At 63.6% G+C, this 20,651-nt stretch carries 16 protein-coding genes; 6 read left to right on the top strand and 10 right to left on the bottom strand.

Annotation, left to right across the window (positions count from 1 at the left end; genetic code table 11):
* Positions 1-29: 29 nt before the first annotated feature.
* Positions 30-1,439 (bottom strand): dihydrolipoyl dehydrogenase, encoded by a 1,410-nt coding sequence (locus tag D5125_00130; GenBank protein QFY88012.1) that lies wholly within the window; start codon positions 1,437-1,439, stop codon positions 30-32.
* Positions 1,440-1,664: 225 nt separating this feature from the next.
* Here D5125_00130 and D5125_00125 point away from each other — a divergent pair, with 225 nt between their 5' ends.
* The 3 genes from D5125_00125 to D5125_00115 all read left to right on the top strand — a co-directional run bounded on the left by D5125_00125 (position 1,665) and on the right by D5125_00115 (position 5,658).
* Positions 1,665-2,606, top strand: coding sequence for an NAD-dependent epimerase/dehydratase family protein (locus D5125_00125; protein ID QFY88011.1), 942 nt, complete (start codon positions 1,665-1,667; stop codon positions 2,604-2,606).
* A gap of 151 nt (positions 2,607-2,757) precedes the next feature.
* The gene (locus D5125_00120; GenBank protein QFY88010.1) at positions 2,758-3,306 is read left to right on the top strand and encodes a sugar transferase; all 549 of its coding nucleotides are present in this window, start codon (positions 2,758-2,760) and stop codon (positions 3,304-3,306) included.
* 369 nt (positions 3,307-3,675) lie between these two features.
* The gene (locus D5125_00115; GenBank protein ID QFY88009.1) at positions 3,676-5,658 is read left to right on the top strand and encodes a polysaccharide biosynthesis protein; all 1,983 of its coding nucleotides are present in this window, start codon (positions 3,676-3,678) and stop codon (positions 5,656-5,658) included.
* A 371-nt stretch (positions 5,659-6,029) separates the two neighbouring features.
* Here the strand turns inward: D5125_00115 and D5125_00110 are convergent, their stop codons facing one another.
* The 3 genes from D5125_00110 to D5125_00100 all read right to left on the bottom strand — a co-directional run bounded on the left by D5125_00110 (position 6,030) and on the right by D5125_00100 (position 10,952).
* Entirely contained in the window at positions 6,030-7,187 is a 1,158-nt protein-coding gene (locus D5125_00110) for a hypothetical protein (GenBank protein ID QFY88008.1), read from the bottom strand.
* 172 nt (positions 7,188-7,359) lie between these two features.
* The gene (locus tag D5125_00105; protein ID QFY91011.1) at positions 7,360-9,687 is read right to left on the bottom strand and encodes a DEAD/DEAH box helicase; all 2,328 of its coding nucleotides are present in this window, start codon (positions 9,685-9,687) and stop codon (positions 7,360-7,362) included.
* A gap of 791 nt (positions 9,688-10,478) precedes the next feature.
* Positions 10,479-10,952, bottom strand: coding sequence for an RDD family protein (locus D5125_00100; protein QFY88007.1), 474 nt, complete (start codon positions 10,950-10,952; stop codon positions 10,479-10,481).
* Between the two features lie 216 nt (positions 10,953-11,168).
* Between D5125_00100 and D5125_00095 the strand changes: the two genes are divergently transcribed.
* The 3 genes from D5125_00095 to D5125_00085 all read left to right on the top strand — a co-directional run bounded on the left by D5125_00095 (position 11,169) and on the right by D5125_00085 (position 15,676).
* Entirely contained in the window at positions 11,169-14,081 is a 2,913-nt protein-coding gene (locus D5125_00095; protein ID QFY88006.1) for a molybdopterin oxidoreductase family protein, read from the top strand.
* A 113-nt stretch (positions 14,082-14,194) separates the two neighbouring features.
* A complete protein-coding gene (locus D5125_00090) occupies positions 14,195-14,917 on the top strand; it encodes a 4Fe-4S dicluster domain-containing protein (protein QFY88005.1) in 723 nt (240 codons plus the stop codon).
* A gap of 309 nt (positions 14,918-15,226) precedes the next feature.
* A complete protein-coding gene (locus D5125_00085) occupies positions 15,227-15,676 on the top strand; it encodes a hypothetical protein (GenBank protein QFY88004.1) in 450 nt (149 codons plus the stop codon).
* A gap of 154 nt (positions 15,677-15,830) precedes the next feature.
* On the opposite strand, the gene D5125_00080 is transcribed toward D5125_00085, so the two are convergent.
* The 6 genes from D5125_00080 to D5125_00055 form a co-directional block, all read right to left on the bottom strand.
* Complete coding sequence (locus D5125_00080) at positions 15,831-17,081, bottom strand: Y-family DNA polymerase (GenBank protein QFY88003.1); 1,251 nt, start codon at positions 17,079-17,081, stop codon at positions 15,831-15,833.
* A 7-nt stretch (positions 17,082-17,088) separates the two neighbouring features.
* Positions 17,089-17,607 (bottom strand): translesion error-prone DNA polymerase V autoproteolytic subunit, encoded by a 519-nt coding sequence (gene umuD, locus D5125_00075; GenBank protein ID QFY88002.1) that lies wholly within the window; start codon positions 17,605-17,607, stop codon positions 17,089-17,091.
* Between the two features lie 126 nt (positions 17,608-17,733).
* Entirely contained in the window at positions 17,734-18,351 is a 618-nt protein-coding gene (gene hflD / locus D5125_00070) for a high frequency lysogenization protein HflD (GenBank protein ID QFY88001.1), read from the bottom strand.
* Positions 18,348-19,448 (bottom strand): tRNA 2-thiouridine(34) synthase MnmA, encoded by a 1,101-nt coding sequence (gene mnmA / locus D5125_00065; protein QFY88000.1) that lies wholly within the window; start codon positions 19,446-19,448, stop codon positions 18,348-18,350. The genes hflD and mnmA overlap by 4 nt, the downstream gene beginning before the upstream one ends.
* Complete coding sequence (locus tag D5125_00060) at positions 19,448-20,068, bottom strand: hypothetical protein (GenBank protein ID QFY87999.2); 621 nt, start codon at positions 20,066-20,068, stop codon at positions 19,448-19,450. Before D5125_00060 ends, mnmA begins: the two co-directional genes overlap by 1 nt.
* Positions 20,069-20,150: 82 nt before the next feature.
* A complete protein-coding gene (locus D5125_00055; GenBank protein QFY87998.1) occupies positions 20,151-20,600 on the bottom strand; it encodes an NUDIX hydrolase in 450 nt (149 codons plus the stop codon).
* Between the last annotated feature and the right edge of the window lie 51 nt (positions 20,601-20,651).

Genomic DNA, 20,651 nt, shown 5'->3' with positions numbered 1-20,651 from the left:
CAACCGAGTCCCGAAGTCTGACTGATGGCTCACAGCGGTACCAGTTCGGTGATGGGGCCGGGGTTTTTGCTTTCGATCTTGGCATAGGCGTCGTACAGGGCGGCCTGCAGGGCCTCTTCGATCACCGGGTGATAGAAGGGCATGCGCAGCAGATCCCCAACGCCCAGGCCCTGCTGGATGCACCAGGCCAGCAGATGGGCCAGGTTCTCGCCCTTGACGCAGACCATCTCGGCGCCCAACAGGCGTCCGCTGTGCTTATCGGCATAGACCCGCAGCAGGCCCTTGTTCTTGCCCATGATCATGGCCCGACCCACGGGGCCGAACTTGACCTCGCCGATCACCGTCTGCTCCTGATCCAGCTCGTCCCAGCTCAGGCCGGTCTGGCAGATGTTGGGATTGCAGAAGGTGATGTTCAGTGGGGTCTTGCGGCGGAAGGCGCTGATGCGCTCGGCGCTGGCGTTGAGACCGGCAATGCGGCCCTCGTCACCGGCCTCGTGCAGCAGGTTGCGCACACCGTTGACATCACCGGCGATAAACAGCGGCAGATCGCCCACCTGCATGGTCTGCGGGTTGTAGCGGGGGATGCCGCGTTCGTCCCGCTCCAGCCCCAGCACCTGCAGATTGAGCCGCTCCAGGTTGGGTTGACGGCCGAGGCTGGCGAGGATCTTGTCCACTACCACTGTCTGTTCCCCGGCGCTGACCCGGAGCCGACCGTCCGCCTCCTGGCTGACCTGGGCCGGTTGCCCCAGCCAGAGGGGGAATTCCTTGCCGATGATCTCGATGGCCGTGCGGTTGACCTCGGGGTCTCGACTGCCACCGATGCTCTCTAGCTGGTCGATGCCGGTGACCTCGACGCCCAGGTGGCTCAGCGCCTGGCCCATCTCCAGGCCGATGGCGCCCAGGCCGATGACCGCCAGGGAGGCGGGCAGCTCTTCCTGCTCGAACAGCTCCTCGGTGGTCAGTACCCGATCACCAAAGGCCTGCCAGGGCGCGGGGATGACCGGGGTGGAGCCGGTGGCGATGATCACGCTGTCGGCCTCGATCTGGCTGCCGTCCTCCAGCTCCAGCCGGTTGGGGCCGACAAAGCGGGCGTACTGGGGGATGAAGTGCTCGGCATCCATGTTGTCGGTGCTGTTGCTGCGCACCCGCTCGACAAAGGTGTCGCGCAGGTCGCGCACATGGTCCAGGGCCTCGGCGATGTCCACATCGACCCCAGCCGCCTCGAAGCCATAGCGGCCAAAGATGCCCTGGCGCTGCAGGTCTTCGGCGATCTGGATCAGCACCTTGGAGGGCATGCAGCCGACCCGGGCGCAGGTGGTGCCGGTATGGCCACCGTTGATCAGCACCCAGGACTTGCCCGAGGGCCTGACCTTGCTCAGGGCATAGAGTCCGGCGCTGCCGGAGCCAATAATCGCCACATCGACCTTGCGTGTTTGCATCTAAACCTCCCGGTTGCTGAGTATTTACACCAAGGCGCGATGATAAACCCCAACCCCGTCGATATAAAGCTGGAGATTGCCGGGGGATCCGGCTACTGGTTGGGGTTACTACTGGATTGGCCATCTATCTCCGCAGCGCGGACTGCAAGCTGCTAGAATCCGGTTTTTCTTGATTCCTCACCAGTTCGAGGAGAGGGCCGAATTGAACAGGGCCGGATTGTTCTGATGGGATTGCTCCTGACCGGTTCCACCGGCTTTATTGGCCAGGCCCTGGAGGCCGAGGCCAGCCAACGCGGGCTTGCCCCCCGCTGTGCCCTGCGCAGGCCAGCGGCGGACAAGACCGGTCAGCGCGGCGTGGTGGTGGGCGATATCGGCCCGGACACCGATTGGCAGGCGGCCCTTGTCGGCCGTTCGGTGGTGGTGCATCTGGCCGCGCTGGCCCATCGGGGGCCAATCAACGGCCCTCAGGCCCTGGCCGAGTTGCAGCGGGTGAACGTACAGGCCAGTCTGAATCTGGCCCGCCAGGCCGCCGCCGCCGGGGTACGCCGCCTGGTCTATCTCAGTTCCATCAAGGTCAATGGCGAGCAGACCGGGGAGCGGCCCTTCCGTGCCGACGACCCGCCCCGGCCCGAGGACGCCTATGGCCGCTCCAAGTGGCAGGCAGAGCAGGGGCTGCGGGCGCTGGCGGCGCAGACCGGGCTGGAGTTGGTGATCATACGCCCGCCCCTGGTGCATGGCCCCGGTGTCAAGGGCAACCTGGCCCGCCTGCTGGGCTGGCTGCAAGGGGGCTGGCCGCTGCCCCTGGCCAGCTTGGACAATCGGCGCTCCCTGCTCGGGCTGGACAATCTGGTGGACCTGATACTTTGCTGCGCCGAGCATCCCCAGGCGGCCGGGCAGTGCCTGCTGGCCTCGGATGGCGAGGACGTTTCAACCCCGGAGCTGATCCGGCGTCTTGGCCGGATCATGCAGCGGCCGACCCGGCTGCTGCCCCTGCCTGCCGCCGTGCTGGAGCAGGCCGCCGCCCTGCTCGGCAAGGGCGAGATGCTGCGGCGCCTGACCGGTTCACTCCAGGTGGACATGGGCCCAACCCAACAACGGCTGGGCTGGACCCCGCCTTTGAGCCTGGAGCAGGGCCTGTGCAGGATGCTTGGGGTGGGGGATGGATAATCTGCCCAGGCCGGAACGCGAAGGGCGCAAACTAGCGCAGGGCTGCCTGGCTGCTCGAAGCTCCCAGGTGATTTGTTGGCCAGGCTTTGCTTTGCCCAACACGTTGCGTTTAGTTACGGACTATTACGGTTTTTTCACGGACCTTTGCCAATTGATTCGATTGTTTGATCTGTTGTTTGCCCTGCTGGGCCTGGTGTTGGGCCTGCCCCTGCTGTTGCTGCTGGCCCTGATCGGCCTGTGGGATACCGGCTCGCCCCTGTTTCTGCAACAGCGGGTGGGGCGCTGGCAGCGGCCCTTTGTCATGGTCAAGTTCCGCACCATGCGGCCGGACACCGCCTGGGTGGCCACCCATCTGGCCGATGCCTCGGCGGTGACCGCCTATGGCCGCTTCTTGCGCCGCACCAAGCTGGATGAGCTGCCCCAGCTGTGGAACGTGCTCAAAGGCGAGATGAGCCTGGTCGGCCCCAGGCCCTGCCTGTTCAACCAGGAGGAGCTGATCCACGAGCGCGCCGAGCTGGGGGTGTTCGCCGCCAGGCCCGGTATCACCGGACTGGCCCAGCTCAACAGCATCGACATGTCCAGCCCGCGACTGCTGGCCCAGACCGATGCCCGCATGCTGGCAGACCTGGACCTGGCCGCCTATTTCCGCTACATCCTGCTGACCCTGCTGGGGCGGGGTGGCGGTGATCGGCTGTTATGATCCTAAAAAGAGCATTTGGCCACAGAGCCACAGAGTACACAGAGAAAAATCAATGTGTTGGAAAGCGAACGCTCATCACCTTTTAGGTGAGCCTGGTCTAATATGTAGCTCTTTGAAACAACTCTGTGATCTCGGCTCTGGCTCCAGGCTTCGCTCTACCTCCTCCGTCGGGCCTACAGGGAGGTAGGTCATGCCAAACCGATGACTGGATCATCGGTGGCCCTGGAGTCGTCTGTGTCTCTGTGGCTTAACTGAGGAATATAGGATGATGGGGTGACCTGGCCAACGCGAATGGCCAGGGCGCGGCGGCCACGGGCCGCCCTATGCTCTTCTGCCCTGCCTTAAATGACAAGATATTAGACACAGCCCATGCCGTTACAACGCTTTACCCAATCGGTTCTGGCCATGCCGCGCATGGGCAAGCGCCTGTTCGCCCTGCTGGTGGATGTCAGTCTGATTGTGCTCAGCGTCTGGCTGGCCTTTTATCTGCGCCTGGACACCTGGCTGCCCCTGCGCGGGGATAGCTACTGGCGGCCCGAGCTGGCGCTGTCGGTGGCGCTGCTCATCGCCCTGCCCATCTTCATCACGCGGGGCTTTTACCGTGCCATCTTCCGCTATTCCGGCTGGCCGGCGCTGATTACGGTGGCCTGGGGGGTGGTCGTCTATGGCCTGATCTACATGGCCGTGTTCACCGCCATCGGCGTGGAGGGGGTGCCCCGCACTATAGGCGTGCTGCAGCCCATGCTGCTGCTGCTGGCCATAGGCGGCTCGCGCATCCTGGCGCGCTTCTGGCTGGGCGGCCTGTATCAGAACCAGCTGCGCCAGGCGTCCCGGCCCAGGGTGCTGATCTATGGCGCCGGTCTGTCCGGCCGCCAGCTGGCCACGGCCCTGAACAACAGCCACGAGATGCGCGTGGTGGGCTTTCTGGATGACGACCCCCAGCTGCAGGGCCATGTACTCAACGCCCTGCCAATCCACGCCCCGGAGCAACTGCCCGAACTGATCGAGCGGCAAGGCGTCAGTGATCTGCTGCTGGCCCTGCCCTCGGTGGGGCGGCACCGGCGCAACCAGATCCTTGCCCGCATCCGTCACCTGCCCCTGGCGGTACGCACATTGCCCAGCGTGACCGAGCTGGTGCAGGGGAGGGTGAGCGTGTCCGACCTGCGCGAGCTGGATGCCGATGATCTGCTCGGCCGCGAGCCGGTGGCCCCGGACCCGGAGCTGCTCAACTGGAATGTGCGCGACAAGGTGGTGATGGTCACCGGGGCCGGCGGCTCCATCGGCGCCGAGCTGTGTCGGCAGATCCTCAAGCTCGGCCCGCAGCGCCTGCTGTTGGTGGAGCAGAGCGAGTTTGCCCTGTATCAGATCCATCAGGCATTGCTGCGCACCCATCCCGACCAGGAGGCGCGCCTGCTGCCCCTGCTGGCCTCGGTCTGTGACCTGGGGCGCATGCGCCAGATCCTCAACAGCTGGCGGCCGGATACCCTCTATCACGCCGCCGCCTACAAGCATGTGCCCCTGGTGGAGCACAATCCGGTGGAAGGGGTGGAGAACAACGTCCTTGGCACCTGGCGCACCGCCCAGGCGGCAATGGAGGCGGCGGTGACCGATTTTGTGCTGATCAGCACCGACAAGGCGGTGCGCCCAAGCAACGTCATGGGGGCAAGCAAGCGCCTGGCCGAGTTGGTACTCCAGGCCCTCAGCCAGCAGGACAGCGCCACCCGCTTCTGCATGGTGCGCTTTGGCAACGTGCTGGATTCATCCGGCTCGGTGGTGCCCCGCTTCCGCGAGCAGATCCGTCAGGGCGGCCCCATCACCCTGACCCATCCGGACATCACCCGCTATTTCATGACCATCCCCGAGGCCGCCCAGCTGGTGATTCAGGCCGGCGCCATGGGACAGGGGGGGGATGTTTTCGTACTGGATATGGGCGAGCCGGTGCGCATCCTGGAGCTGGCCCAGCGCATGGTGGAACTGTCCGGCCTGATGCTCAAGGACGGTATCAACCCCGAGGGCGATATCGAGATCCAGATCACCGGCCTGCGCCCCGGCGAGAAGCTGTTCGAGGAGCTGCTCATCGGCAACGACCCCCAGCCCACCGCCCACCCGCGCATTCTCAGGGCACGGGAGGACAGCCTGCCCTGGGACCAGCTGGAATCCGGCCTGCAACAGCTGCAACAGGCCCTGAAGGCGAACGACGCCGCCGCCACCCGCGCCCTGTTGCTGAGTCTGGTATCCGGCTACCGGCCCAGCGGCGGGATCGTCGATTGGGTCTGTATGCAGACAGGGCCGGTCACGGCCGAGGCCAGAACAGGAGCACAGAAAGGCGCAGGGCTGGAAAATGAGGCCTGATTTGCCATAGACCTAACCCGGTGAAGCCGGAACCAAAAACGGATTACAAAGGACGCAAAGCGTTACAAAACCGACCCTAGGAGCCTGTCGGATTTAGGATGCTCCTACTGCGCCGGTGGGAAGAACGGCCCAGAATTGTTTTGAACATTGGCCCCGATTTTTCGTTGCGTAGGGAAACTCAGCGCCTCAAAATCGTGAAAATTTGTTTTCGCTCTCCCACCTTGCTCGCTACGGGCACCTAAACCCGACAGGCTCCTAGAAGGTGTTGAATGTTCGCTTTTCAACACATTGATTTTTCTCTGTGCGCTCTGTGGCCAAATGCTCTTTTTAGGTTCACCCTTCAAACTTCTCACTTCAAACTTTCCAAAGGGCTAGTTTCTGCCTGCCAGGTAGGCACGCAACAGCTCCGGGTGGGCCTGTTTCAGGCGGGCGCGCTGGTCCGGGGCCAGCTTTTTGCGCTCCGCCTGCACCAGATCCCATAGCTCCATGAAACCCTGGGCCGGTTCTAGCGGGGCCAGGGTCTGGGCATCCAGCAGGCTGGCCTGGCCGGGCAGGGTGATGAGCAGCCAGGCGGGGAAGTCCCGCGCCTCCAGCTCGCAGTCGCTATCCTGAAAGCTCTGCCAGTTGTGCCGATAGAGGCCGTCGAGCCGGGCGATCAGCTCAGGTATGCGCCCAGGCCAGCGCCAGCTCAGTTGCAGCAGGTCGAGCAGTATCTGCCGATTGTCCTTAAGCTGCAGGCAGGCGCGGGCATGGCGCATCAGTAGCTCGGCCTGTTGTGGCCAGTCACTGAGCTGCTCGATGCCTGCGCGCACCGCTGGCCAGTCCTGCGCCTGGGTCCAGAACCAGGAGGCCTGGGCCGGATCCCGATCCTGTAGCTGCCTGGCGGCCTGTCGCCAGTAGGGGGTGAGAAAGTCGTTGGCGCGGGCCCTGAGCAGGTCTTGGGCCAGGGGCGTGATCGCCTCCTGCAAGCGCCGGATCTGGTTGGCGTCCAGGTCGCCCGTCGGCCAGTTGGCGGCCACCTCGATCAGTTCTCTCAGTGGATCAATCTGCTTGTTTTTCAAGTCAGCCTTGATCAGCAGCTCCAGGATTTGAGCCGCCTTGGCGGCGTTGCGCTCGGCCAGGGCGGCGCGGCAGTCGTTGGCCAGGTTGTTGCCGATGTTGTCCATGAACAGGTCCAGCTGCGGCTGGCTGTCGTCCTTGCGGTAGCCGGTCTGGAACAGGCTGTCCCATTGACTGTCCAGGCTAAATTTCAGGACCTGCTCGCTACTCCACTGACGATAGTGGCAGGGACTGGGCTTGAACCCCAGGGCCTGGCAGTAGGCAGCGGCCTGCAGCAGCAGTTGCTGGGCGCTGTGCTCGTCACCGAACAGGCATTCCTGCAGATGCTCCAGCTGGCCGCCACGCCAGGCATCGTAGTCGGCATAAAACAGGCGGCCCTCCGCCAGCAGCAACTCCAGCGGCAGGTATTCCCCCTGCTGCTCCAGCAACGGATCGACTTTGGCCATGATTTCGGGGTCGTGTTTGGGCATTGGGATTTTTTGTTTTTGTTTCATGAATCCATAAATCTCAGTCAGTCGAATAGGGCGGCCCTTGGCCGCCGTGCCCTGGCGTGGCGTTTGTTTCAGAATGGGCTGCAGTAGGGCTGGCTTGGCGGCGGGCGCGGCCCGCCCTATGCCTCGCGGCAAGCCCATACGACCTGCTTCACAACTCCTCCAGCGGCGCGAACAGCATGGTCAGGTCGTTGGCGTCCCACTGCGCCTTGGCCTTGCCGGTGGCCTCGAACAGGTTGTCGGCCAAGTCCTGTTTGCGCTGTTGCAGGTCGCGGATACGGGTCTCCACCGTGCCTTCGCAGAGCAGTTTATAGACGAACACCGGCTTATCCTGGCCGATGCGGTGGGCGCGGTCGGTGGCTTGGCGCTCCACTGCGGGGTTCCACCAGGGGTCGTAGTGGATCACGCTGTCGGCGCTGGTGAGATTCAGGCCGGTGCCACCGGCCTTGAGGCTGATCAGAAACAGGGGTACCTGGCCGGATTGGAAACGGCGCACCTGGGCATCCCGGTCTCGGGTCTGGCCGGTGAGCCTGGCGTAGCCTATGTCCAGCCCCTGCACCTCGGTCTCGATCAGATCCAGCATGCTGGTGAATTGCGAGAATAACAGGATGCGGCGGCCCTCCTCGATCAGGTCAGGCAGGAGCAGGCGCAGGTAGTCGAGCTTGACCGAGCGCTTCACCTGACGGGCCTGCACCAGCTTGACCAGACGCGGGTCGCAACAGACCTGACGCAGCTTGAGCAGGGCATCGAGGATGGTGATGCCGCTGCGCCCCAGGCCCTTGCTGGCGACCACCTCCTGAACCCGCTGGTGCATGATGCCGCGGATACTTTCGTACAGCTCGCGCTGGTCGTCCTCCAGCTCGATACAGCGTTCGATCTCGGTCTTGGGCGGCAGCTCGGCCAGCACCTCCTGCTTGGTGCGGCGCAGCATGAAGGGGCGGATACGCTGGGCCAAACGTCGATTGGTATCCAGGTCGCCCTGTTTTTCGATCGGGTCGCGCACCAGACGCTGGAACAGATTGGGGCCGCCGAGAAAGCCGGGCATAAGAAAATCGAACAGGGCCCAGAACTCGCCCAGGTGATTTTCCAGGGGCGTGCCGGTCAGACACAGTCCGGTTTCGCATCTGAGCCGACGCACGGCGCGGGCGGTTTGGGAGCTGGGGTTCTTGATCGCCTGGGCCTCATCCAGGATCAGACTTTGAAAGCGCGCCTCGGCCAGCAAATCCTGATCCCGCGCCAGCAGGGGATAGCTGGTGATCACCAGGTCCTGCTCGGGGATCAGCGGGAACTGGGCGTGGCGGTTGGGTCCGTGCAGTAGCAGAACGCGCAGCTCCGGGGCAAATTTTCGCGCCTCGGCCTTCCAGTTGCCCAGCAGTGAGGTGGGGGCCAGCACCAGGCTGGGGCCGCTGGCGGCCCCCAGCTCCTGCTGTTTTTGCCACAGCAGCCAGGCCAGGGTCTGCAGGGTCTTGCCCAGGCCCATGTCGTCGGCGAGTATGCCGCCGATGCCGTGGCGCTGGAGAAACTGCAACCAGCCCAGGCCCTGTAGCTGATAGGGGCGCAGCTCGACCTTGAGGCCGACAGGCAGCTCGGTGGGGTTGTCCAGCTTGCGCTGTAGCTGTTCGCGCAGGCGCTGCAAGCGGGCCGGTTCGCGCCAACGCAGGCCAGGCTGAGGCGGCTCGGCCTGATCATTCTGACCCTGTTCCAGCATGAGCAGATAATTGGCCGCCCGCACCGGGCTCAGGCGCAGGAATTCAGGGGACTGGGGGTGATCCAGATAGAGTTCGAACAGGGTCTTGAGCAAGGGCCGCAGCCGTCCCACGCTAATCACCAGATTACGCCCCTGCCAGGGGATGCAGATCACCTCGGCGTCATCCAGCTGCAACAGACCCTCAGGGCTAAGCAGGGGGTCGTGGCTGCGCACCAGCTCGCACAGCAGGGGTACCAGATTGATGCGCTGGCCGTCCAGCTCCACGCCTACAGACAGGTCCAGCCAGCCATCGGCGTTCTCATCGATCTGGCCGTACCAGTCCTCGGCGAAGCTGAAGCGCTCCTTGACCCCCTCGGCGTAGTCGATGCGCCAGCCCAGCCGGTGCAGCCGCGCCAGCAGGGCCGCCCCCTTGCGGCGCCATTGATTGCGTGGCAGGCGACGCTCAAAGGGGGTGGCCAGATTGCTGGGGAAGAAGTCGGCTATCTGCGCCAGCTGGGCCTGCTCGGCACCGGCATCGCGCTCGAAGCAGGTGACCTGCTGGCCATCGAAATGGCAGGGATTGCAAGGCTCGCTCAGCAGCAGGCCATCGTAGATGAACAGCAGCTGCAGCAGCAGGCTGTCCTCGCCCTCCTCGCCGCTGATGCGCAGCAGCGGCAGCGGCTCCCGGCCCTGACGCCGCTGCAGGGCAAAGTCCTGGGGCAGGGCGCTTTCCACCCCCAGCAGCAGGGGGCGCAATTCGGCCAGCACCCCGGCCAGCTGGGGCGGGGTGATCAGGGGATGGCGCTCCAGGGCGCTGATTTGTTCGCTGGACAGGTGGCCCAGAGTGGGACCGCACAGGCCACGGACCGGGTCCAGGTACCAGGGCTTGGGGAATAGGCTCAGCAGGCTGCTGTCCGGGCAGTCCCAGTGCAGACGCTGGCTGCCGTTGTCGCGTACCTGCCAGCGGGCGTGGAGCGGGCGCGGTGGCCCCAGCTTGAGGGGCTGCTGTTGCGCTGCCAGATAGCAGCGGCCGCTGGCCAGCAGTTGTCCCAGCAGGGCCTCATCCCGGCTGCCCAAGACCTGATCGAGATGCAGCAGTTGGGCCAGCAGTTCTTCATCCTCGGGTCGCAGAAAGCCGGGGCGGCGCTGGTTGGGGTTGTGTTCATAATCCAGGCGGCGCTGCCACTCCCCCTGGGGGTTGACCAGGATCAGCTGGGGCCGACAGCGCAGCCGCTGGTGTTCCGGGCTGAGGCTGTAGATCAGCTGGCGGCGGTCACTGAGATCGAGGGCGGCAGACTGGGCCGGGGTTTGCGCCGGGCTGGGGGACTCGGTCAGGTAATGGATCAACAGGGCGCAGAGGTGGACGCAATCGGTCTTTCGGCAGCCGCACTCGCCCTTGGCCTGGGTTTGCTTGTTTTTGGGTGCCTCAAGCAGCAGGCGATAGTTGCGGTTTTTCTCCCGCACTATGCCGAACAGCTTTTTGCCATCCACCGAGCGGCCGCTGATGCTGGCCATGCCACGATCCACCAGCAATTGCGCGGCATCAAAACCAGAGCCAAACTGGTGGCGCAGGTGGTCCAGGTTCATCGGCGTTTGGCGCTGAGCACCAGGCGGCTGGCGGACAGGCGATCGTGCCAGGCCAGGCCGTCGCGGTCGAACAGGCACCAGATCAGGCCCAGGCCCAAGGGCAACAGGGCCAGGCCGGCGGCGGCAAAGCGCTTGAGGGCATCGCCCCAGCCCATGGCATGGCCATCACTGCGCAGGGCGCGCAGCCGCCAGGCGCGCATGCCCAGGGTCTGGCCGCCGTGGCTCCAGTGCCAGCCGAAATAGACGAACACCACCAGCAGCAAATAGAGCTGAAACAGCAGCCGGGCCAGGGGATGGCTGATGGTCTCGCCGCCGTTGGCCAGCAGCGGCAGGATGGAGGCCACCACCAGCACCGCCAGCAGCAACAGGGCGTCATAAAACAGCGCCGCCAGACGGCGCAGCAGGCCAGGGGCCAGGGCCTGGCCCAGGTCAACAGGGGGCTCGGAAGGGGTGGAGGCAGGGGCGGTCATGGGCGCGTAATCTATCACGAAGCGGAGCAGAAAGTTTGACGTGTGAAGGCAACGACTCGCCCACTCTCATCCCTAAGGGGAGAGGGTCAGATTCCCCCTTTACAAAGGGGGAGGCCAGACAGAGGACAGACTGTAACTACTCGCGCCCTCGGTCATTCCAATCGGCCACTGATTATATTAGTATCTCCTTCTGTACCCTCTGCCCAGGTTGTTTGCATGCAGGACCCTACCGCCCGCTCGGACCGCGACACCGGCCGCGTCGAAGTCAAGAACACCACCTGCTACATGTGCGCCTGCCGCTGCGGCATCCGCGTCACCCTGCGTGATGGCGAGGTGCGCCACATCGAGGGCAACCCCGAGCACCCGCTGAACAAGGGCATCATCTGCGCCAAGGGTGCCTCCGGCATCATGAAGCAGTATTCGCCGGCGCGCCTGAGCAAGCCCCTGCTGCGCAAGAAGCGCGGCGAGCGCGGCCAGTCCGAGTTCGAAGAAATCAGCTGGGAGCAGGCCTTTGATCTAATGGCCGAGCGCCTGGGCCGGATTCGCGCCGAAGACCCCAAGCAGTTCGCCCTGTTCACCGGCCGCGACCAGATGCAGGCGCTCACCGGCATGTTCGCCAAGCAGTTCGGCACCCCCAACTACGCCGCCCACGGCGGTTTTTGCTCGGTTAACATGGCTGCCGGGCTGATCTACACCATCGGCGGTTCGTTCTGGGAGTTCGGCGGGCCGGACCTGGATCGGGCCAAGCTGTTTGTGATGATCGGCACCGCCGAGGATCACCATTCCAACCCGCTGAAAAAATCTCTGTCCGAGTTCAAGCGCAAGGGCGGTCGCTTCATCTCCATCAATCCGGTGCGCACCGGCTACTCGGCCATTGCCGACGAATGGGTGCCGATTCGCCCCGGCAGCGACGGTGCCCTGCTGCTGGCGATCAACAACGAGATCATCAAGCAGGGCCTGTTCGACCGCGATTTCATCATCAATTACACCAACGCCGCTGAGCTGGTGATCAACGAGCCCGAGCGTGAAGATCACGGTCTGTTCAAGCGCGTGGAAATGCACTACGAAGAGGGCTGCTTCGACCCCCAGAACAAGCTCTGGTGGGACCGCGAGCTGGATATCCCCATGGGCACCCAGACCCCGGGCTGCGAGCCGCGCCTGCTGGGCGAGTACCAGATGGAGGACGGCACCCAGGTCAAACCGGCCTTCCAGCTGCTGGTGGAGTCCCTGGAGAAATACACCCCCGAGTGGGCCGCCGGCATCACCGGCATTCCGGCCGCTACCATCCGCCGCCTGGCCCATGAGATGGGCGTGGTGGCGCGGGATCAGAAGATCGAGCTGCCGATCCCCTGGACCGATGCCTGGGGCAACGAGCACAACTCGGTGGTGGGCAACCCGGTCGCCTTCCATTCCATGCGCGGCCTGGCGGCGCACTCCAACGGCTTCCACTCGATCCGCGCGCTGGGCATACTGATGACCCTGCTGGGCACCATCGACCGCCCCGGCGGTTTCCGCCACAAGGCGCCCTTTCCGCGGCCGATTCCGCCATGCCCGAAGCCGCCGAAAGGCCCCGAAGCGGTGCAGCCGAATACGGTGCTGGACGGCATGCCCCTGGGCTGGCCGGCCGACCCCAATGATTTGTTCGTTGATGAGCAGGGCGAGGCGGTGCGCATCGACAAGGCCTTCTCCTGGGAGTACCCGCTGTCGGTGCACGGTCTGATGCACAACGTCATCACCAACGCCTGGCGCGGCGACCCCTACAAGATCGACACCCTGCTGCTGTTCATGGCCAACATGGCCTGGAACTCGAGCATGAACACCGAAAACGTGCGCAAGATGCTCACTGACAAGGACGAGAACGGCGACTACAAGATACCTTTCGTCATCGTCGCCGACACCTTCCAGTCCGAGACCGTAGCCTTCGCCGACCTGGTGCTGCCGGACACCAGCTACCTGGAGCGGCACGATGCCATGTCCATGCTGGATCGGCCCATCTCCGAGTACGATGGCCCGGTGGACTCGGTGCGCATCCCGGTGGTCGAGCCCAAGGGCCAGTGCAAGCCCTTTCAGGAGGTGCTGATCGAACTGGGCAGCCGCCTCAAGCTGCCGGCCTTCGTCAAGGACGATGGCAGCCGCAAGTTCAAGAACTATCCGGACTTCATCACCAATTATGAGACCTCGCCCGGTTCCGGCATCGGCTTTCTGGCCGGCTGGCGCGGCAAGGGCGGCGAGAAGTTCCTCAAGGGCGAGCCCAACCCGCGCCAGTGGGAGATGTATGCGCGTAACAACTGCGTGTTCCACTACGAGCTGCCCAAGTCCTATCAGTACATGCGTAACTGGAACAAGGGCTACCTGGAGTGGGCGCGGGCCCACGGCATGACCCGCTACGCCGAGCCGATCAACTGCCATATCTATTCCGAGGTGCTGCAGAAGTTTCGCCTCGCCGCTCAGGGTAAGCGGCCGGGCAAGCAGCCGCCGGAGCGCCTGCGCAAGCGCATCGAGAGCTTTTTCACCCCGCTGCCCTATTATTTTGAAACCCTGGAATCCCAGCTGGTGGACACCCGCGAGTACCCGCTGACGGCGCTGACCCAGCGGCCGATGGCCATGTATCACTCCTGGGACTCACAGAACGCCTGGTTGCGCCAGATTCACACCCACAACTACCTGTTCGTCAACCCGCTGCTGGGCAAGAGCCAGGGCTTCAACGACGGCGACTGGGTTTGGGTCGAATCGGCGATCAACAAGGTGCGCTGCATGTGCCGCTTCTCCGAGGCGGTGGAGCCGGGCACGGTCTGGACCTGGAACGCCATCGGCAAGGCCGCTGGTGCCTGGGGTCTGTCGGAAAAGGCCAACGAATCGCAGAAGGGCTTTCTGCTGAATCATGTGATCCGCGAAGAACTGCCCCCCTGCGAGGCCGGCGAGCACATGTCCAACTCCGACCCGGTCACCGGCCAGGCCGCCTGGTTCGATACCAGGGTCAAGGTCTATAAGGCCAAGGACGACGAACCCCGCATCAGCGCGCCCCAGTTCAGCGGCCACAAGCGGGTACCGGGGCAGGACCCCAAACGCGGCAAATGGCAAGGCTACATGGCAGGGCTGTTCCGCAAGAAAATGAATTTGTTTGATTGATATGGGGACGCAGAGCACGCGGAGAAGCGCAGAGCACGCAGAGTTATATTTTTTTCCAACTCTGCGTGCTCTGCGCTCCTTTGCGCCCTCTGCGTCCTGATTCAGAGGAAAACATGACACAACTGGCACTGGTCATAGATCTGAACGTCTGCGTTGGCTGTCACGCCTGCGTCACCTCCTGCAAGGAGTGGAACACCTCCGGCTGGGCGGGACCGATGACCGACCAGAACCCCTATGACGCCGACCCCACCGGCACCTTCTTCAATCGGGTGCAGACCTACGAGTTCGGCACCTACCCGAACACCGAGACCCTGCATTTCCCCAAGAGCTGCCTGCATTGCGAGGAACCGCCCTGCGTGCCGGTTTGCCCCACCGGCGCCAGCTACAAGCGGCCGGACAACGGCGTGGTGCTGGTGGACTACGACAAGTGCATCGGCTGCAAATACTGCTCCTGGGCCTGCCCCTACGGCGCCCGCGAGATCGACGAAAAGCAGCGGGTGATGAAGAAATGCACCCTCTGCATCGACCGCATCACAGACACCCAGCTGCCCGAGAACGAGCGCAAGCCCGCCTGCGTGCTTGCCTGCCCGACCTCGGCGCGCCTGTTCGGCGATGTCCATGACCCGGATTCCGAGGTTTCGGTGGCCATCCGCGAGCAGGGCGGTTACCCGCTGATGCCGGAGTGGGGCACCAAGCCCGCCAACCACTATCTGCCCAGGCGCAAGACCCGCATCCATATCCACGAGGACGAACTGGTCCGCGTCGATAACCCGCTGAAGAAGGAAGGCATCAAGCCGGTAGAGACGGGCGAGACCCTGGATGATGTGGCCTGGTAAATAAAAAAGTGTGAAGTTGGAAGGGTGAAGTTTGAAGTATGCGGGCCTGCGGCCTGTTTTCAGAATTAACGCCCGCAGGGTTGATTATATTTATCCCCTCAGCGGCCAAAATCCCAAAAAACCATTGACAAAAAGGCCTCTCCGGATCAAGATGCGGAACCGAGGAGGACGATAAGCGCCTGATAAATAAAGCTATTATAATAAAATTAGAATATTTAAATATGATAATTAAACCCTGATGGCTGTGCCGCAGAGACGGCATCAAGCAGCCAGTGAACAAACAGAGATTTTCTGAAAGGAGTGTGCGAGATGGTCACCTATGACGAGTTGAACGAGCAAAACGACAAGATCACGGAACTGACCAACGTGTTGGAGCATCTGTTGGGCGACCGCCACCTGTGTGGTTCCGCCGTTACCTGTGAACTCTTCTACCGCTTTGTGGAAGAAGTGAAAAATCACCTGGAGGTGATGGATAAGGGCCTCTACTCACAGTTACTGACCCACCAGGAGCGACAGGTACGCAACACCGCCGATCGTTTCATGGGCGGCTCCAAGGAGATCAAGCGTATCTTCGCCGCCTACCTGAAAAAATGGTGTCGGCCCAAAACCCGTGAACTGGCCATCAAGGAATACGATCAATTCATGGCCGAGACCGAGGACATGTTCGAGTTGGTACTCAACCGCATCCAGGCCGAACAGGAGAACCTCTATCCGATGATCCGCAAGGTAACCGGAGACCCGCAGCGGGCCGTAGCCTGATTTTTCTGACCCTCACGCCCACCCGCCTTTGGCAGGGCCGTGAGGGGATAGAATTTTTGCAGTAGAGCCACACTGAGTTAACCGTCCAAAGGGGCGGTTTTTTTTGTCCGGCCGGTCCAGCCAAAGCCATGCCCATGGGGCTTGGCCTTGTGGGCTAGGCCACCTGCGGCAGCTCCTTCCAGCAGGTGGTATAGCGCGGCGAGCGCTGCGCCATCCGCATCTGCCAGGGTCGCTGGGTGCCCTGGGCGGCGAAAAACAGGCTGTTGCTGCCGATTTTCTGGTTGATGCCATCCAGCAGCTGCATCAGCCTGGGGCTCTCCCTTGAGGGCAGAAACAGATCGGCCTGCTGTGGGCCTTGGGCGGAACCGAGCCCGAGCAAGATGATGCCGGTCTTCTGATAGGCATGGCCGGGCCGGTAGATACGCCGCAGCAGCCAGCGGGCCAGGCGGATGATCTGTCGGCTATCGGCGCTGGGGGAGGGCAGGGGCAGCGCCAGGGCGTTGCTGTAGGGCCGGGCATCGTGCAGGCCGGTGTGCAGAAACACCTGCACGGCATTGGCCAGCAGTTGCTGGCGGCGCAGCTTCTCGCAGGCCCGCGCCGCATGGTTGCTCAGGGCCTGCTCCAGCAGGGGCAGTTCGTGGATACGGCAGCCAAAGGACCTGGAGCAGATGATCTGCTGATTGGGCTGCACGCTCTCCAGGTCCAGGCAGGCCTGGCCGTTGAGTTCACGCACGATGCGCTCGCCGATCACCGATAGATGGCTGCGAATCAGCCGCGGGCTGGCACAACGCAACTGCTCCACCGTGCTGATCCCAAGGCCGGATTCCAACCGCTGCGCCCAGCGTCGGCCTATGCCCCAGACATCATTTACCGGTAGTTGATCGAACAGGGCGGATTCGGCCTGTGGTGATCGGATCCAATACACCGGCCCCTGGATCACCCGCTTGGCGATGTGATTGGCCAGCTTGGCCAGGGTCTTGGTGGCTCCCAGGCCGATGGAGATGGGGATGCCGGTGGCCTTCAGCACCTGGGCGCGCAGGTCCAGGCTGAAGGACTCTGCTTCTACCGGTAGATTATCCAGACGCAAAAAGGCCTCGTCGATGGAGTAGATCTCCCGCTCTGGACGGGCCTGGCCGAGGATCTCCATTACCCGCCGCGACATATCGCCATAGAGGCTGTAGTTGGAGGATAGCACCGCCACATTGTGGCGGCGCAGCAGCGGCTTCACCTGAAACAGGGGCACCCCCATCTTGATCCCCAGGGCCTTGGCCTCGTTGGAGCGGGCCACCACGCAGCCGTCGTTGTTCGACAGCACCACCACCGGCCGCCCCTGCAGGCGTGGGTCGAATACCCGCTCGCAGGAGACATAGAAATTGTTGCAATCGGCCAGGGCGAATAGAGTCATAAGGGGCTCATAGCCGATGGATCACGCTGGTCACCACGCCCCAGACGTGCAGTTCACCCTCCTCGCGCAGCACGATGGGCGCATAGGCCGGGTTTTCTGGCAGCAGCCGCACCTCCTGGCCATTGATATGCAGGCGCTTCACCGTCAACTCACCATCCAGCGCCACCACCACGATGCGCCCGGAGCTGGCCTCCAGACTGCGATCCACCACCAGGATGTCATCGGGGTGGATGCCGGCACCGAGCATGGAATCCCCGGACACGCGCACGAAGAAGGTCGCCGCCGGATGGGCGATCAGGTGCTCGTTCAGGTCCAGCGCGCCTTCCAGGTAATCATCCGCCGGTGAGGGAAACCCCGCCGACACCTTGCTGGCATAGAGCGGCAGGCGATAGCCCTGGCACTGGACGAAGCGCAGCACCTCATTGACCAGACGCTCGGGCACCCGCAGGGGCCGGGTCGGCTCGCCAAATTTGCCCTGACCCTTGGGCCGACCGGCACCGGGGCGGGGACCACCGCGTGGGGACATGCTGAACTCCTGAGGGGCTGCGTGTGGGGGTATTTATGAATAGTGTACGCAAATCTCAGGGGAGAGGGAACAGCGATGCTCTGTCACGATGCCCTGACAAGAGTCACGGCTGAGTTTTATGGGTGATCAAATCCGACTCATCTGGACCTTGACCTCTTTGAGGATCTTGTTGCGGCCAAAGATGATCTGCCAGCGGCTGCCGCCGCACTGGTGCCAGAGCATGGCGGAGCGGATGCCGGCCAGGAGCAGGGCGCGGATCAGGTTGGCGTTGTCCGGGTTGTTCAGGTGGATGGACTCGCCCTTGACCATGATGCGCGAGCCCAGGCTGCCGACGCTGTTGATATAGATATCGGCAAAACGGGCGATGCTGTTGGGGTGGTCAAAGGCAAAGTGCCCCTGGCGCTGTTCCACCTCGGCTATGCCCTTGGCGATGATCGCAAGCTTTGCCGGTGCCTTCCTCAGCTTGGCCTCCAGTTGCAGCAGCTGAATGCTGTACTGGGCCACGCGGATGTTGCGCGTGGTCTTGGCGGTCAACTCCCGCACCAATGCCTCCAGCCCCAGTTGCACCCCCTCCAGCCCGTCATAGACCGCCTCGACATCCTTGGCATTCACCTGCAGCAGGCTGAACAGGCTGCTGTGGCTGGCGTAGGGGTCGCAATGGCCCTCGCGGCCGACCTGGTCCACCAGTTCGCTGGCCTGAAAGATGCCGGCCAGGGCCGTGATGCGTTCGCTGTAGCTTTTCATAAGGGATCCCGTGATTCGATGATGGCCCCGCCCAGGCACTGCCCATCCCGGTAGAAGACGATGGACTGGCCGGGGGTGGCGGCCCGTTGCGGCTGGGCGAATTCTACCCGACAGCGCCCCTGCTGGATGCTCAAATGACATTCCTGCAGCGGCTGGCGGTGGCGCAGGCGGGCCTTGGCATGCAGGCGGGCAGGGGGCTGGCCGCTGATCCAGTGCAGCTGGCCGGCATCCAGGGCGGTCGAGAGCAGCAGCGGGTGGTCATGGCCCTGACCGACGATCAGGCGGTTGTTCACCAGGTCCTTGTCCAGCACAAACCAAGGCAGCTCGGTGCCATCCGCCGTGCCGCCCAGGCCCATGCCCCGGCGCTGGCCCAGGGTGTAGAACATCAGCCCCTGGTGTTGACCCAGTACCCGGCCTGAGCTGTCCACCATCTCGCCGGGTTGTGCCGGTAGATAGGTCTGGAGAAATTCCCGAAAGCGCCGCTCGCCGATAAAGCAAATGCCGGTACTGTCTTTGCGCTGGTGGTTGGGCAGCCCGGCATCACGCGCCAGCTGACGCACCTGCTGTTTCTGCAGCCCCCCCAGGGGGAACAGGCTCCTGGCCAGCCGCGCCGCGCTGACCTGGTAGAGGAAATAGGTCTGGTCCTTGCCGGCATCGGCCGCTTGCAGCAGCTGGGTCTGGCCGTTGTGTCTGTGCAGGCGGGCGTAGTGGCCGGTGGCGATGCAGTCGGCACCCCGCTCCAGGGCGTGGTCGAGAAAGGCGCTGAACTTGATCTCGCGGTTGCACAGCACATCGGGATTGGGGGTGCGGCCGGCCCGGTATTCGCGCAGAAAGTGCTCGAATACCCGCTCCCAGTACTCGCTGGCGAAATTCACGCTGTGCAGGGGGATGCCCAGCCGATCGGCCACCGCCTGGGCCATGGCCAGGTCCTCGGCGGCGGCGCAATAACCGGCCTGGTCGTCCTCTTCCCAGTTTTTCATGAACAGGCCGCTCACCTGCCAGCCCTGTTGCTGCAACAGCAGGGCGGCAACGGCGGAGTCCACCCCGCCGGACAGGCCGACCATGACCCTGCCGGGTCGCGTCTCGTCACCGTGCATCAGGGGCTTTCCGGTGGATGCCAGCCGTTGCTCCACTCATCTACCGGTAGAACTTCTGCGGCCACGCCGTTGTCGTGGAACCAGGAGTCAACGGCATAATCCAGGCCGCTGCGCCGCTCGCGAATCACCGCCGTGGTGTGGGGCATGCCGTTGATGAACCAGCCTCGGGTGGCGGTGTCGCGTACCCGGTGAAAACGCAGCAGGCCCAGCTGCTGCATGAGTTTCAGGTAGGTGGTGCTGTTGCGTGCCTCGTCGATGCAGTCCAGTTGATTGCTCTGCGCCAGGCTGCCCTGAAAGTTCAGTGCCTTGTCCTGCTGGGTGCCGATCAGCGGTGCCACCAGGGTCTCCAGCAGGCCGATGGCGCGGGCTATGGCCTTGCGCTCTGCCGCTGGACCCTTGGGCTTGGGGCGAAACAGCCTTTCCACCTGGGCCCATTGTTTGGCACTGAGACCGACGATGGCGGTCTCCGTGCAGCTGTGGTTGTAGCACAGGCTGAAGCGCTCCAGACGGGGTTCATCCACCCAGGCCTTGATGCGTTCCGGTTCGAGAAAGGGGTTGGCCTGACTCAGCAGGGGGATCAGCAACAGCCAGAGGGGATTGGTGTGAAACCACGGTGGCAAGTGTTGAGTCCCGCGTTCCGAGTCCCGAGGTGGGCCTGGACGGGTTTTATTTTCCGGGCTGATTCTGCTCACCCCGTGATCCTTAGTCTGGCTCATGCAACAGCTCCAGGGAATGGCGTTGACCGGCCCTGTAGTCATCGATGCAGCGCAGCACCAGGGGGCTGCGCAGCACGCGTCTGGCCAGTTCGGCCCGCTCCAGCCAGATCAGATCGAGGATATCGGGGTCGCGGGCAGGGGCCGGGTCCAGGGCAGAGGCCGTGCCAAAGAAGCAGTAGCGCAGGTAGGTGAGTCCGGCGTCCGCGCCCTGGGGGATACGGTAACGGTAGATGCCCACCAACCCCTGGGGCTTGAAGGCCAGGCAGGTCTCCTCGCGCACCTCGCGCATTACCGCCTGAATCAGGCCCTCCCCATCCTCCAGATGCCCGGCCGGTTGGTTAAGCACCCGCTGGCCATGGGCCAGTTCCTCCACCAGCAGAAACTGCCGATCCCGCTCGATGATGGCGGCAACTGTGGTGCGAGGTGTCCAGATCATGGCCCGATTTTACCCCATCTTCCGCACAGCAATAACCTCGGTTTTCGGACG

Source organism: gamma proteobacterium SS-5 (assembly GCA_009497875.2).
Classification (GTDB): domain Bacteria; phylum Pseudomonadota; class Gammaproteobacteria; order Chromatiales; family Chromatiaceae; genus Magnetovirga; species Magnetovirga frankeli.
The sequence above is the reverse complement of the archived record's forward strand: the minus strand, read 5'-3'. Positions and strand labels throughout refer to the sequence as shown.